At 75.0% G+C, this 13,439-nt stretch carries 14 protein-coding genes; 8 read left to right on the top strand and 6 right to left on the bottom strand.

Annotated elements, in window-relative coordinates; genetic code table 11:
- Positions 1-74 precede the first annotated feature (74 nt).
- Positions 75-1,493: a xylulokinase gene (locus E9549_RS11885; RefSeq protein WP_236826750.1), complete on the bottom strand. Its 1,419-nt coding sequence runs from the start codon at positions 1,491-1,493 to the stop codon at positions 75-77.
- Between the two features lie 204 nt (positions 1,494-1,697).
- Here E9549_RS11885 and E9549_RS11880 point away from each other — a divergent pair, with 204 nt between their 5' ends.
- Genes E9549_RS11880 through xylA form a run of 3 tightly spaced genes read left to right on the top strand, consistent with a single transcriptional unit; the run spans position 1,698 to position 4,323 of the window.
- Complete coding sequence (locus E9549_RS11880) at positions 1,698-2,981, top strand: ROK family transcriptional regulator (protein WP_236826749.1); 1,284 nt, start codon at positions 1,698-1,700, stop codon at positions 2,979-2,981.
- On the top strand, positions 2,978-3,166 hold the full coding sequence (locus tag E9549_RS11875; protein ID WP_236826748.1) for a hypothetical protein: 189 nt from the start codon (positions 2,978-2,980) through the stop codon (positions 3,164-3,166). The genes E9549_RS11880 and E9549_RS11875 overlap by 4 nt, the downstream gene beginning before the upstream one ends.
- Positions 3,163-4,323 carry a xylose isomerase gene (xylA, locus tag E9549_RS11870; RefSeq protein WP_236826747.1) on the top strand — a complete coding sequence of 387 codons (1,161 nt, stop codon included), beginning with the start codon at positions 3,163-3,165 and terminating at the stop codon, positions 4,321-4,323. Before E9549_RS11875 ends, xylA begins: the two co-directional genes overlap by 4 nt.
- A 48-nt stretch (positions 4,324-4,371) precedes the next feature.
- On the opposite strand, the gene E9549_RS11865 is transcribed toward xylA, so the two are convergent.
- From E9549_RS11865 to E9549_RS11850, 4 genes are all read right to left on the bottom strand, one after another.
- Positions 4,372-4,785: a hypothetical protein gene (locus E9549_RS11865; RefSeq protein ID WP_236826746.1), complete on the bottom strand. Its 414-nt coding sequence runs from the start codon at positions 4,783-4,785 to the stop codon at positions 4,372-4,374.
- Entirely contained in the window at positions 4,785-5,273 is a 489-nt protein-coding gene (locus tag E9549_RS11860) for a cupredoxin domain-containing protein (RefSeq protein WP_236826745.1), read from the bottom strand. Before E9549_RS11860 ends, E9549_RS11865 begins: the two co-directional genes overlap by 1 nt.
- Positions 5,274-5,368: 95 nt before the next feature.
- The gene (locus E9549_RS11855) at positions 5,369-6,307 is read right to left on the bottom strand and encodes a S9 family peptidase (RefSeq protein WP_236826744.1); all 939 of its coding nucleotides are present in this window, start codon (positions 6,305-6,307) and stop codon (positions 5,369-5,371) included.
- Between the two features lies 1 nt (position 6,308).
- A complete protein-coding gene (locus E9549_RS11850; protein WP_236826743.1) occupies positions 6,309-6,656 on the bottom strand; it encodes a hypothetical protein in 348 nt (115 codons plus the stop codon).
- Positions 6,657-6,710: 54 nt separating this feature from the next.
- On the opposite strand from E9549_RS11850, the gene E9549_RS11845 reads away from it, so the two are divergent.
- On the top strand, positions 6,711-7,241 hold the full coding sequence (locus E9549_RS11845) for a helix-turn-helix domain-containing protein (RefSeq protein WP_236826742.1): 531 nt from the start codon (positions 6,711-6,713) through the stop codon (positions 7,239-7,241).
- Positions 7,242-7,271: 30 nt separating this feature from the next.
- On the opposite strand, the gene E9549_RS11840 is transcribed toward E9549_RS11845, so the two are convergent.
- Positions 7,272-7,775, bottom strand: coding sequence for a hypothetical protein (locus E9549_RS11840; RefSeq protein WP_236826741.1), 504 nt, complete (start codon positions 7,773-7,775; stop codon positions 7,272-7,274).
- A gap of 148 nt (positions 7,776-7,923) precedes the next feature.
- Here E9549_RS11840 and E9549_RS11835 point away from each other — a divergent pair, with 148 nt between their 5' ends.
- The 4 genes from E9549_RS11835 to E9549_RS11820 all read left to right on the top strand — a co-directional run bounded on the left by E9549_RS11835 (position 7,924) and on the right by E9549_RS11820 (position 13,263).
- Positions 7,924-9,114 (top strand): ROK family protein, encoded by a 1,191-nt coding sequence (locus E9549_RS11835; protein ID WP_236826740.1) that lies wholly within the window; start codon positions 7,924-7,926, stop codon positions 9,112-9,114.
- Between the two features lie 242 nt (positions 9,115-9,356).
- Positions 9,357-10,955 carry a sugar ABC transporter ATP-binding protein gene (locus tag E9549_RS11830; protein WP_236826739.1) on the top strand — a complete coding sequence of 533 codons (1,599 nt, stop codon included), beginning with the start codon at positions 9,357-9,359 and terminating at the stop codon, positions 10,953-10,955.
- Positions 10,952-12,145, top strand: coding sequence for an ABC transporter permease (locus tag E9549_RS11825; RefSeq protein ID WP_236826738.1), 1,194 nt, complete (start codon positions 10,952-10,954; stop codon positions 12,143-12,145). Before E9549_RS11830 ends, E9549_RS11825 begins: the two co-directional genes overlap by 4 nt.
- Before the next feature lie 95 nt (positions 12,146-12,240).
- Entirely contained in the window at positions 12,241-13,263 is a 1,023-nt protein-coding gene (locus E9549_RS11820) for a substrate-binding domain-containing protein (protein WP_236826737.1), read from the top strand.
- Positions 13,264-13,439: the final 176 nt, after the last annotated feature.

Raw genomic sequence — 13,439 nt, 5'->3', positions numbered from 1 at the left:
GCCGGCCGCGCCGCACGGCACCACGCCGCACACCGCGCGTCCTCCCGCCGCACCGCGGGGGAAGCGTGGTCCTCTTACTGGCCGTCCGTGCGGCCGCGGACCTCGGCGTAGCGCTCGCGCACGTGGGTCGCCGCCGGGGCGTCGAACTCCTGCAGCCCCGGCTGCGGCCACTCGGGCGGCGCGTCCGCGCCGGAGAGCACCCAGGCGGCCTGCCGCGCGGCGCCGTCGGCGACGTACTCGCCGGGCGGCGGGACGAGGACCGGCCGGCCGAAGATGCCGGGCGCCAGCTGCTGCACGGCCGCCGAGCGCGCGGCCCCGCCGATGAGCATCACCCGCTGGACGTCCACGCCCTGGGCGACGACGGCCTCGATGCCGTCGGCCAGCCCGCAGAGCAGCCCCTCGACCGCGGCGCGGGCCCAGTGCGCCGGCGTCGAGGTGCGCAGGGTGAGGCCGTGCACCGAGCCGGTGGCGTGGGGCAGGTTCGGCGTCCGCTCGCCCTCCAGGTAGGGCACCAGCACCAGGCCGTCGGCGCCGGAGGGGGCCGACAGCGCCAGCTCCGAGAGGGTCGCGTGGTCCACCCCGAGCAGCGCGGCGGCGGCGTCGAGCACGCGGGCGGCGTTGAGCGTGGCCACGAGCGGGAGGTGGTTGCCGGTGGCGTCGGCGAACCCGGCCACGGTGCCGGTGACGTCGGCGACGGCGGTGGGGGTCACGGCGGAGACGACGCCGGACGTGCCGATCGAGACGACGACGTCGCCCGGTCGCGCCGCCAGGCCCAGCGCCGCCGCGGCGTTGTCGCCGGTGCCGGGGCCGAGGACGGCGCGGCCGCCGGCGAGGCTGCCCACGCCCTCGGCGGGGCCGGCCACCCGGGGGACCGAGGGACGGCGACCGCGCATCGCGCGCTCGAGCAGGTCGAGGCGGTACTCGCCGGTGCGCGCCGACCAGTAGGCGGTGCCGCTGGCGTCACCGCGGTCGGTGACCAGCGTGCCGAGGTCGCGGTCGGCCCGCAGCCGCCAGGTCAGCCAGTCGTGCGGCAGGCAGACCGCGGCGGTGCGGTCGGCGTTGGCGGGCTCGGCGTCGGCCAGCCAGCGCAGCTTCGTCGCCGTGAACGAGGCGACCGGCACCAGGCCGACGGCGTCGGCCCAGGCGCGGCGGCCGGCGTCCTCGTCGCCGTCGCCGAGCTCGCGGATCAGGTCGGCGGCGGCGGGCGCCGAGCGGACGTCGTTCCACAGCAGCGCGTCGCGGACCACCTCGCCCCGCTCGTCGAGGCAGACCATCCCGTGCTGCTGGCCGCCGACGGCGAGGGCGTCGACGTCCTCGAGCCCGCCGGCCTCCGCGGCGGCGGCCCGGAAGGCCTCCTCCCACGCCCGGGGGTCGACGGCGGTGCCCTCGGGGTGCGGCGCCCGCCCCGAGCGGACCAGCTCGCCGGTCGCGGCATCGCGGACGACGACCTTGCACGCCTGCGTCGAGGTGTCGACGCCCGCCACGAGGGTCATCGGACCCGCTCCGGGCCCTGGCCGGCGGGACGGGCGGTGGACGGCGGTGCGGACAGGGGCGTCATGGGAAGGGGACCTTAGGCGGCCCCACCCGCGGGCGCCCGGCGGAGGGTCGCGGGGGAGCAGGGGCGGTCCGCCTTGACCGCCCGACCCGGGAGCCCCTAATTTGTTTGCGCAACCGACTAATCGGGTGGGGAGGTGGGCATGGGCGAGGTGCCGTCGCTGTACGACGGGTCGTCCGAGCGGCGCGCCCCGGCCGACCAGGCCACGGTGCGCCGCACCAACCTGGGGTTGGTCCTGCGCCATCTCCGCGACCACGGCCCGCGGTCCCGCGCCCGCATCGCCCAGGAGACCGGGCTGAACAAGGCGACGGTGTCCAGCCTCGTCGCCGAGCTCGCCGAGCGCCGGCTGGTCACCACCGGCGAGGTCGACCGTGCGGGGGCGGTCGGCCGCCCCGGCCTGACCGTGCACCTGGACGGCGGCTGCGTCTGCGGCATCGGTGTCGAGCTCAACGTCGACTACGCCGCGGTGCTCGTGCTCGACCTGCGCGGCGAGGTGCTGTTCGAGCAGCGGCTCGCCCTCGATCTGCCCACCCTCGGCGCCGAGCGGACCCTCGACGCGGTCGCCGGGCTGGTGTCCGACGCGGTGGCCGCGGCCGCCACCGCCGGCGCCCGTCCCGCCGGGCTGACCGTGGCGGTCGCCGGCCTGGTCCGCAGCGTCGACGGCGTGGTCACGCTGGCGCCGAACATCGGCTGGCACGACGTCGCGGTCCTGGACGGCCTGCACGCCCGCCTCGGCACCGGGTTCCCGATCCGCGTCGAGAACGACGCGAACCTCTCGGCCATCGCCGAGTGGGCGATGGGCTCGGAGGCGCGCACCCCCGACCTGGTCTACCTGACCGGTGAGGTCGGCGTCGGCGGCGGCGTGATCGTCGCCGGCCGGCTGCTGCGCGGTGCGGGCGGGCTCTCCGGCGAGGTCGGGCACACCTCGCTGGGCGACCCGGACCTCGTCTGCGGCTGCGGCCGGCGCGGCTGCTGGGAGACCGTCGTCGGCATGGCGGCGCTGCTGCGCGCCGCCGCCGACCCGGGCGACCCGGTGGGCGACCCGGCCCGCGACCTGGAGGCCCGCCTGTCGGAGGTGGCCGCCCGCGCCGAGGCCGGTGACGCCCGCACCCTCGCCGCCCTCCACCAGGTGGGCGCCTCGCTCGGCACCGGCGCCGCCGTGCTGATCAACCTGTTCAACCCGCGGGTGGTCATCCTCGGCGGCTACTTCGCCGTGCTCGGGAAGTACCTCATGGCGCCCCTCATGGCAGAGCTGGAGGCGCGGGTGCTCGGGCCCGGCGTGGCCGGCGCGCGCGTCGTCCTCTCCACCCTCGGGTTCACCGCCGCCGTCCGCGGCGGCGCCCACGTCGCCCTCGAGTCGGTGTTCGAGGACCCGACCCTGGTGCCGGTGCCCTCGCTCGAGCCGGCCGGGGCAGGCGCCCGGTGACCCCGCAGCCCGGCGCGGCCGACGGCCGCGCCCCCGACCTCCAGGTCGCCGACCTGGGAACCACCCTCGCCACCGGCGAGCAGCACACCTCCTCGTCCGCCGACGACCGCGCGAGCCGGCGCGGGCCGGAGGCTCCCGAGGGCAGCGCAGCCCACCGATCGACCCGGACGGAGATCCCCGCATGACCGACTACACCCCCCGCAAGGACGACAGGTTCAGCTTCGGTCTGTGGACCGTCGGCTGGCAGGGCGTCGACGTCTTCGGCGGCGCGGTCCGCCCGCCGCTGGACCCGGTGGAGGCGGTCCACCGGCTCGCCGAGCTGGGCGCGGCCGCCGTCACCTTCCACGACGACGACCTGGTGCCCGACGACGCCACCCGCGAGACCACCCTCGAGCGGTTCAAGAAGGCGCTCGCCGAGACCGGTGTCGGCGTGGAGATGGCCACGACCAACCTGTTCGGCGCCCCGGTGTTCAAGGACGGCGGCTTCACCGCCAACGACCGCGCCGTGCGCCGGTACGCGCTGGCCAAGGTGCTGCGCAACGTCGACCTGGCCGCCGAGCTGGGCGCGAAGACGTACGTGCTCTGGGGCGGCCGGGAAGGTGCCGAGTCCGGCGCCACCAAGGACGTCGCCGCCGCGCTCGACCGGTACAAGGAGGGGCTGGACGTCCTCTGCGCCTACGTGCGCGAGAAGGGCTACGACATCCGCTTCGCCCTGGAGCCCAAGCCCAACGAGCCGCGCGGTGACATCCTGCTGCCGACGATCGGCCACGCCATCGCCTTCATCAACGAGCTGGAGGAGCCCTCCCGCGTCGGGCTGAACCCCGAGGTCGGGCACGAGGAGATGGCCGGGCTGAACTTCGCCCAGGGCATCTCGCAGGCGCTGTGGCACGACAAGCTCTTCCACGTCGACCTCAACGGCCAGCACGGCCCGCGCTTCGACCAGGACCTGCGCTTCGGCGCGGGCAACCTGCGCGGCGCCTTCTGGACCGTCGACGCCCTCCTGGGCGCCGGCACCGGCAAGGCCTACGACGGCTACCTGCACTTCGACTACAAGCCGCCGCGGACCGAGGACATCGACGGCGTCTGGGAGACCGCCCGCGCCTGCATGCGCAACTACCTGATCCTGCGGGACAAGGTGCAGGCGTTCCGGGCCGACCCCGAGGTCGCCGAGGCGCTGGAGGCCGCGCGCGTGGCCGAGCTCGCCGTCCCCACCCTGGCCGAGGGCGAGTCGCTGGACGCGCTGCGGAACGAGGCGCACGACCCCGAGGCGCTCGGCGCCCGCGGCCTGCAGTTCGAGCGCCTGGACCAGCTGGCGATGGAGCACCTGCTCGGCGTCCGCTGAGCGCAGCCCGCGCGGGCGGGCGGGGACGTCCCCGCCCGCCCGCGCGGCTCAGCGGTGCCGCGGCCGGGTTGCGACGGCGAGCACCGCCAGGACGACGACGGCCGCCAGCTCGACCCAGAACGACTCCCACCACAGCGGCGCCGCGGTGGTCTCGACGAACCCGAACAGGCCGACGGTGGTCGACAGCAGCAGGCCGGCCAGGGTCCCGAGCGCGGTCAGCGCCCCGAGCGCGGCGACGGCCCACAGCCACCGGTGGGGGACGACCAGCAGCAGGACGGCGAGCCCGAGACCCGCGATCGCGTTGAGCATGAACGCCGGACCGATGACGTCGATGTTCCGGTAGCCGTCGAGCCACAGGTCCAGGTGCAGCCAGCCCATCACGGCCAGCAGCACCGCGCCGGCCAGCCGCAACGCCCAGGTGAGCATCCCCGCGCGCCGCCCGGGGGTGGTCGTCGCAGTCATCACGCGACCTCCACGCTGACCTCCATGCCCATCGCCCGGTGGTTGCCCACCGAGCAGTAGATGACGTAGCTGCCCGGCTCGAGGTCCACGGTGAGGGTCTCCGACTGCCCCGGCTGCAGGACGGCCGTCGCGGCGACGTCCTCGCCGTCGCGCTCGACCACGAAGTCGTGGCTCGCGTCGCCCTCGTTGGAGACGGCGAACTCGTAGGTGCCGGCCGCGAAGCTGTCCTCGTCGAGCTCGATGGCGAAGTCGACGAGCTGCGCCTCGACGGTCTCGGTCTCCTGCTGACCGGCCGGTGACGACGCCGGGGCCGACGTGGCGGTCTCCGTCGCGCTGGGCGGCGACGACTCCGTCGTGGTCCCGGCCGGGACGTCGGCCACCGCCTCGGTGTCGGGGTCGTCGGAGCCGCAGCCGGCCACGACCAGGGCGAGGCCCGTGATCGCGACGGCCAGGCGATGGGCCGCTGGACGCCTGTTCCAGGAACGCACGGGACCTCCTCGGAGCGGCCACCGGACGGCAGCCATCGTGGGATCGAGATCCTCGGGCCGGGCGCCCCGTCGCGGAAGTGCTTCCGGCGCGCCGCTCAGCCCGCCGTCGCGCCGTCGGCTCCTGTGACCGCGCGCTCACACCATGTGACGACCGTGCCCAGCACCTCCGGGTCGAGGGGGCCGCGCAGCTCCCGCCGGTAGGCGCCCATCGACGGCGGCCCCGGCTGCCGCCGCAACGTGTGGGTGAGGTCGGGGACGAGGCGGGTCTCCACCGGACCGCGCACCGTGGCGGCGAGGACCGCCAGGTCCGCGGGCCGCGCCTGCAGGTCCTTCGCGCCGGTGACCGCCAGCACCGGGACGTCGATGCGGCGCAGGTCCTCCCGCGGGTCGTGGGCCAGGAACTCGCGGTGCCACCGGGCGTTGATCCGCGCGCCACCGATCCGGGCCACGTCGGTGGTCGTCGCCTTGATCCGCTGGTGGTTGGCCGCCACCTTCGACTCCAGGTCGGTGCGGAGCAGGCGGAGGACGAACCGGACCGGGGCGGGGAGCGTCGGGGTGATCTGCCGGGCCTGCCACCGCAGCAGCTCCTCGCCGGGGGTGGCGCTCATCGCGAGCAGCACCAGCCCGGACACGGGGGCGCCCCGGGCGGCGAGCGCGGCGGCGAGGATCGCACCCTCGCTGTGCCCGGCCAGCAGCACACGGCCGGCGTCCACCTCCGGCCGCGCGCGCAGCGCGTCGAGGGCGGCGCCGAGGTCGTCGACGTTGTCGTGGAGGCCGGCGGTGCGCCAGTCGCCGGGGCTCTCACCGACGCCGCGCTTGTCGTAGCGCAGCGAGGCGATCCCGGCGCCGGCCAGCGCGACGGCGAGCTGGCGGGCGACGTCGAACCGGGCGCGGCGGTGGTTGGAGTCGCGGTCGATCGGGCCGGAGCCCGAGGCCAGCAGCACGGCGGGTGCCGGCTCGGGCGCGTCGGGGAGGGTGAGCGTGCCGGCGAGCGGGCCGGCGGCGCCGGGGACCTGGACGGGGACGTCGCGCACGTCAGCCGGCCCGGCGGAGCGAGTCGGCGACGGCTGCGGCGTCGTCGGTGCCGACGAGCAGCGTGTCGTACCGCTGGCCGTCCAGACGGACGCGCACGGCGGGCTGGCCGCGCCGGACGCAGACCAGCATGCGCTCGCCGGGGCGGCGCCAGGTCCCGATCTTCCGGACGCCGGGCAGCGCGAGTCCGGGGGCGCGCAGCCCGCGGGTCGCCCCGACCGCGTCGCCCACGACTTCCACCTCGGTGATCGCGCTGCGCGGCACGGCGACGTCGCGCAGGAGGCCGGCGATCTTCTCGCCGGGGGTGAGGTGGACCGACAGGGTCGAGGGCGTCAGTTGCAGCGTGGCCATGCCGTCACTATTCTCAAAACTGAGAGTGATGTCAATCATGAGAACGGTGGGCGCGTGAACTCGGTCGACCTGCTGCTGCACCCCGTTCGGCTCCGCGTGGTGCAGGCGTTCCTCGGGGACCGCACGCTCACCACGGGCGAGCTGCGGTCCGCGCTGCCCGATGTGCCGGTCGCGTCGCTCTACCGGCACGTCGGGGTGCTGGCCGACGCGGGCGTGCTCGAGGTGGTGGGGGAGCGGAAGGTCCGCGGCGCCTCGGAGCGCAGCTACCGCCTGGTGCTGGAGGCGGCGGACGTGCCGGCCGACGACCTGGCCGCGCTGTCGGCCGAGGACCACCGGCGCGCGTTCACCGCGTTCGTCGCCGCCCTCCTGGCCGACTTCGACCGCTACCTCGACCGCGGCGCGCCCGACCTGGCGCGCGACGGCGTCGGCTACCGCCAGGTGGGGCTGTGGCTGACCGACGAGGAGTTCGCCGGGTTCCTGGCCGACCTGCGCGCGCTGTTCCAGCGGCGGCTGTCCAACCGGCCCGGCGACGGGCGCCGGCGCCGGCTGGTCGGCCTGGTGAACCTGCCGGGGGACGACGCCTGACCCTGCCCGGTGACGTCGTCCCCCGGGGGGTCAGCGGTCGAGCCGCTTGCGCGCCTTCACCGCGCGCTTGCTGGCCCTGTCGAGCACCTTGCCGGCCCGGCGCACCCGCCGCTCCTGGCGGTCGACGGTGCCGCGCACGAGCAGCCCGATGCCGATGCCCAGCAGCCAGCTGTCCTTGGCGATGGACAGGCCCTGCTCGGTGGGCGCCAGGCTGCCCTCCTTCCGCATGCCCGGCGTCTTGAGGTACAGGCCCAGCAGGCCGCCGGAGAAGGCGGTGAGCGCGGCGCCCGCGACGGCGGTCGGCACGAACGGGGTGAGGAGGGCGGCGCCGATGGCGATCTCCGCCGTCGACAGGGCCTTCGCGAACTGCTGCGGCGGGACGTTGCCGAGGAACGGGTAGGTGCCGGCCGCGAAGCCGTGCATGCCGGCCGCGGCCTCCTCGTCGGCGCCGCGCTTGCCGAGGCCGCTGTTGAGGATGAAGGCGCCGGCGGAGATCCGCGGGGCGATCTCGGACAGGGTGATGGGCAGGCCCATGGGTGCGCACCTCTCGGGGTCGGGGGCTGGTCCAGTGCTCAACCAGCGTGCCCCGTGCGCGGGCCGTCAACCCTGGATGCCCCCGTCGTCGTCGCCCCGTCGGTCGACGTCCGCCGGGGTGGGCCGCCTCACGTGCCACTATGGCGGCGTGGCGTACACCTCTGCCTCGGCCGGCGTGCTGCTGCGCCACGTGCGCACCGGCCGCGCGCGCAGCCGTGCGGACCTCGTCGCGCTCACCGGGGCGTCGCGGAACACGGTCAGCGCGCGCGTCGACCAGCTGATCGCGGCGAACCTCCTGGAGGAGGGCGGTCGTGGCTGGAGCACCGGGGGCCGGCCGCCGACGCTGCTGCAGTTCAACAGCCGGGCGGGCTGCGTCCTCGCCGTCGACCTCGGGGCGAGCAGCGTCGACGTCGCCGTCACCGACCTGTCGGCCTCGATCCTGGCCACCGTCGGGCACCCGATCGACATCGCCGACGGCCCGGGCCCGGTGCTCGCCGAGGTCGACCGGCTGGCGCAGAAGGTGCTGGCGGAAGCGGGCCTGACCCCCGCCGACGTGTGCGCCGTCGGCGTCGGCGTGCCGGGGCCGGTGGAGTTCTCGACCGGCCGGCCGTCGCACCCGCCGATCATGCCCGGCTGGCACGACTACCCGGTCCCGAGCGCCTTCGGCCGCTACGAGTGCCCGGTCTACGTGGACAACGACGTGAACGTCATGGCGCTGGGGGAGATCGGCGTCGCCGGCTCCTCGCAGGACCTGCTCGTCGTCAAGGTCGGCACCGGCATCGGCTGCGGCGTGATTGTCGACGGCCGGGTCTACCGGGGGGCGCAGGGCAGCGCCGGCGACATCGGGCACATCCACGTCGCCCAGCCCGACGGGCGCACCGTCGTCTGCCGGTGCGGGCAGGAGAACTGCCTCGAGGCGATCGCCGGTGGCGGGGCCCTGCTGCGGGACGCGGCGGCGGCCGGCCTCCCCGTGGAGACGGTGCGCGAGGTGGTGCGGCTGGCCGCGGAGGGCAACGGCGTCGCGCTGGAACTGGTGCGCGGCGCGGGGCGCACGATCGGCACCGTGCTCGCCTCGCTGGTCAACTTCTTCAACCCGCACCGCATCGTCATGACCGGAGGCGTCGCGCAGGCCGGCGTCCCCCTGCTCGCCGGCATCCGCGAGGCCGTCTACCGGCGCTCCATGCCGCTGGCCGCCCGGGCGCTGGAGATCACCGTGAGCGAGGCGCCCGACCTCTCCGGCCGGGTCGGTGCCGCCCTCATGGCCATCGAGGAGTTCCTCGACGAGGACTCGGTCGAGGCGGTGACCTCGCGATCCTCCGGATCGCACCGCGGCCAGTAGCCGCACCTCCGGGTGGCCGAGCGCGTTCGTCGCGCCAGCGCGACCCCCTCCGGGCCCACCCCGGCACCCTCGGGCGTCCCGTCCGCGACCGTGCGTGACGGCGGCGCGGTCCCACGGAGATCTCCCGGTCTCGGTTCGGTAACCGTGGCCCCGCAGCCTTGACCCCGTGTGACACCCCCCATATGTTGCTCCCTCAACGGACTAATGGTCAGCGCTGAGCAAAAGTTTCCGGAGGTGGCGACGTGGCCGGTGCGCCGGGTGCACGGGGCAGGGACGACACGGGGGCGCCCCTGCTGGCGATGCACGGGATCGTCAAGACCTTCCCGGGTGTGCGGGCGCTCGACGGCGTCGACCTCGACGTCCGCGCCGGTGAGGTGCACTGCCTGCTCGGGCAGAACGGCGCCGGCAAGTCGACGCTGATCAAGGTGCTCGCCGGGGCCCACCAGCCCGACGGCGGCCGGATCGAGTGGCGGGGCGAGCCGGTCTCCCTGACCAACCCGCAGGCGGCGATGAAGCACGGCATCGCCACCATCTACCAGGAGCTCGACCTGGTCGCCGGGCTCACCGTGGCCGACAACATCTTCCTCGGCCGCGAGCGGTCCCGTTTCGGCCTCGCCCGGCCGGCGCCGGCGAACGAGGCCGCCGGGAAGCTGCTGACCCGGCTCGGCCACCCGGAGATCCGGCCCACCGCCGAGGTCGGCTCGCTGCCCGCCGCCGCGCAGCAGATGGTCAGCATCGCCCGGGCGCTCTCCCAGGACGCGAAGCTGATCGTCATGGACGAGCCGTCGGCCGTCCTGGACAACGAAGAGGTCCAGCACCTGTTCGAGGTCATCCGCGACCTGACCCGCGACGGCGTCGCGGTGGTCTACATCTCCCACCGGCTGGAGGAGATCCGCGAGGTCGGCGACCGCATCACCGTGCTCAAGGACGGGCGCACCGTGGCCACCGGGCTGCCGGTGCGCGACACCACCACCCGCCAGGTGATCGAGCTGATGACCGGCCGCGACATCGAGTACGTCTTCCCCGAGCGCCGGGCCGTCCCCGCCGCGGAGCCGCTGCTCTCGGTGCGCGACCTGAGCCTGCGCGGCACCTTCCGGGGGGTGTCCTTCGACGTCCGCCCGGGCGAGGTGGTCGGCCTCGCCGGGCTGGTGGGGTCGGGGCGCTCGGAGATCCTCGAGACCATCTACGGCGCGCGCCGGGCGACCGGCGGCACCGTCTCGGTGGCGGGCCGGCGGCTGCGCCCGGGCCGGGTCTCCGCCGCGGTGGCCGCCGGCGTGGGGCTCGCCCCCGAGGAGCGCAAGAGCCAGGCACTGCTCCTCGGCGACGCCGTCTACCGCAACATGAGCATCGCCAGCCTGGCCCGGTTCGCCCGCGGCGGCTTCCTCTCCGGCAGCAACGAGAAGGACGCCGCCCGCGAGCAGGTGCAGGCCCTCGACGTCCGCCCGGCCGACGTGGACCGGGAGGTGCGGACGCTGTCGGGCGGCAACCAGCAGAAGGTCGTGCTCGCCCGCTGGTTGCTGCGCGACTGCCGGGTCCTGCTCCTCGACGAGCCCACCCGCGGGGTGGACGTCGGTGCGCGCTCGGAGATCTACGCGCTCATCCGCGAACTGGCCGACCGGGGGGTCGCCGTCGTCGTGGTGTCCAGCGAGATCCCCGAGGTCCTCGGCCTGGCCGACCGGGTCCTGGTGATCTCCGACGGGTCGGTCGTCGCCGAGCGACCGGCCGACGCGCTCGACGAGCACGCCGTGCTCGACCTCGTCATGGAGGGATCGGTCGGCCCGCGCCAGCGCGGCGACCGGCAGCAGCCCACCGCACAGCAGCACGAAGGGGACGTGGCATGACCGGCAGCACCGCGACGACCGGGGGAGCGGGCGCACCCGCGACGTCCAAGGGCCGCGCGCCCGAAGGGGGCGGCGGCAGGCGCGCCGGCTTCATGGCCGGGTCGGCGGGGCCCCTGGTCGGCCTCGTCGTCGCGCTGGTCCTGCTCTGCATCGTCGGCGCGGTCACCGCGCCGGAGCGGTTCGTCGACGTCGACAACGTGCTGACCATCCTGCGGCTGGCCGCGGTCGTCGGCGTCGTGAGCATCGGCATGACGTTCGTGATCATCGGCGGCGGGATCGACCTGTCGGTGGGCGCGCTGGTCGCGCTCTCGTCGGTGTGGGCGACCACGCTGGCCACCCAGGCCATGGCCGAGGACACCCACTGGATCGTCATGGTCTTCACCGCGGTGGCGGTCGGTGCCGGGGCGGGGCTGGTCAACGGGATCGTCATCGCCTACGGGCGGCTGGTGGCCTTCATCGCCACGCTGGCCATGCTCGCCGCCGCCCGCGGCCTGGCCGAGATCATCGCCAACCGCCGCACCCAGATCGTGCAGAACGAGGGCTTCCTCGACTTCTTCGGCGGCGACGTCCTCGGCATCCCGATGCTGGTGATCATCTGGGCGCTGGTGTCGATCGCCGGCTGGATCCTGCTCAACCGCACCACCTTCGGCCGGCACACCTTCGCCGTCGGCGGCAACGCCGAGGCCGCCCGGCTGGCCGGCATCCGCGTGCAGTGGCACACCCTCAAGCTCTACGTGCTCTCCGGGATCACCTGCGGCATCGCCGCGGTGATGCTGATGGCGCGGACGACCACCGGCAGCTCGACCCACGGCACGCTGCTCGAGCTCGAGGTGATCGCCGCCGTCGTCATCGGCGGCACGCTGCTCACCGGTGGCCGCGGCACGATCGTCGGCACCGTCCTGGGCGTGCTGATCTTCGTCACGCTCGGCAACATCTTCACGCTCAACAACCTGTCCAGCTCGGTCCAGGCGGTCGCGCGCGGCGTCATCATCGTCGTCGCCGTCCTGCTCCAGATGCGGCTGGCCGAGGGCCGCGGCGGCGGATCCGGCTGGTTCTCCCGCCTCCGCTCCGGCCGCGGCGAGTCGTCCTCCGGCGGACCGGTCGCCGGGGGCACCCCGGCCGGTGCCGTGGCCGGCGGCACGAGCGTGCCCGGCGCCCCCGGCGGCGACCGGCCCGGCTCCACCCACTGACCCCACCCCACCGAACCCTGCCGGCGACCCGCCGGAGAAGGCACCCCGAGGAGAAGAACATGTCTGCAGCGAGGCAGCGCCCCTACCGTCGCCTGATGTCCACCGCGGTCGCCCTGGCCGGCGCGACCGTGCTCGTCGCGGGCTGCACCAGCAACGAGCCCGAGACCTCCGCCTCGGAGGGCGGTGGCGGGGACGCGGTCGCCAGCTCGAACGACGAGGTCGGCGAGACCGTCCGGATCGGGTTCTCGGCCCCGGCCGCCGACCACGGCTGGATGGCCGGCATCACCGAGGCCGCCCGGGCCGAGGCCGAGAACTACGAGGACGTCGACCTCATCGTCGCCGAGGGCACGAACGACGTCAGCACGCAGATCAGCCAGGTCGAGACCTTCATCAACGAGGGCGTTGACGCGATCGTGCTGCTGCCCTTCGACGGTGCCGCGATGACCCCCGTCGCGCTGCAGGCGATGGAGGCCGGCATCCCGGTCATCAACGTCGACCGCGAGTTCAACAGCCCGTTCGCCGCCCGCGCCACCATCCTGGGTGACAACTACGGCATGGGCGTCTCCGCGGGCACGTACATCTGCGAGCAGGTGGGCGACAACCCCGACGCCGTCGTCGCCGAGATCGCCGGCATCGACTCGCTGCCGCTGACCCAGGACCGCAGCCAGGGCTTCGCCGACGCGCTCGCCGACTGCGGCCTCGACGTCGACAACCGTGTCGCGGCGGACTTCACCGTCGAGGGTGGCGAGGAGGCCGCGGCCAACCTGCTCCAGGCCGCGCCGCAGATCGACGCCCTGTGGAACCACGACGACGACCAGGGCGTCGGCGTCCTCGCCGCGATCAGCAACGCCGGCCGGGACGAGTTCATCATGGTCGGTGGCGCCGGCTCGGCGAACGCGATGCGCGAGATCCAGTCCGGTGACTCCGTGCTGCAGGCGACCGTCATCTACCCGCACACCCAGGCCGCCGACGGCATCGCGCTGGCCCGCCTGGTCGCGCAGGGCAAGTCGCTGTCGGACCTGGTCTCGCCCGAGGTCCCGCGCGAGATCGTCCTCAACGCCCCCGTCGTCACCTCCGAGAACGTCGAGGACTACATCGACCGCGCGTTCGAGTCCTGATCCGTCGACGGCGCGGCAGGGGAGCGCCCGCGTTCCCCTGCCGCGCCACCTCCGCTGGGAGAAGCACATGACCCCCACCCTCGGCATCGGGCTGGTCGGCTACGCGTTCATGGGCGCGGCCCATTCGCAGGCCTGGCGCACCGCCCCTCATTTCTTCGACCTGCCGCTGCGTCCGG

Origin of the sequence: Blastococcus sp. MG754426 (genome assembly GCF_021699055.1) — a bacterium.
Taxonomy (GTDB): Bacteria; Actinomycetota; Actinomycetes; order Mycobacteriales; family Geodermatophilaceae; genus Blastococcus.
The sequence above is the reverse complement of the archived record's forward strand: the minus strand, read 5'-3'. Positions and strand labels throughout refer to the sequence as shown.

Coding starts and splice junctions, on each gene's coding strand:
- E9549_RS11885 (WP_236826750.1), bottom strand. CDS start 1,493: ATGACCCTCGTGGCGGGCGTCGACACCTCGACGCAGGCGTGCAAGGTC.
- E9549_RS11880 (WP_236826749.1), top strand. CDS start 1,698: ATGGGCGAGGTGCCGTCGCTGTACGACGGGTCGTCCGAGCGGCGCGCC.
- xylA (WP_236826747.1), top strand. CDS start 3,163: ATGACCGACTACACCCCCCGCAAGGACGACAGGTTCAGCTTCGGTCTG.
- E9549_RS11865 (WP_236826746.1), bottom strand. CDS start 4,785: ATGACTGCGACGACCACCCCCGGGCGGCGCGCGGGGATGCTCACCTGG.
- E9549_RS11850 (WP_236826743.1), bottom strand. CDS start 6,656: ATGGCCACGCTGCAACTGACGCCCTCGACCCTGTCGGTCCACCTCACC.
- E9549_RS11840 (WP_236826741.1), bottom strand. CDS start 7,775: ATGGGCCTGCCCATCACCCTGTCCGAGATCGCCCCGCGGATCTCCGCC.
- E9549_RS11825 (WP_236826738.1), top strand. CDS start 10,952: ATGACCGGCAGCACCGCGACGACCGGGGGAGCGGGCGCACCCGCGACG.
- E9549_RS11820 (WP_236826737.1), top strand. CDS start 12,241: ATGTCCACCGCGGTCGCCCTGGCCGGCGCGACCGTGCTCGTCGCGGGC.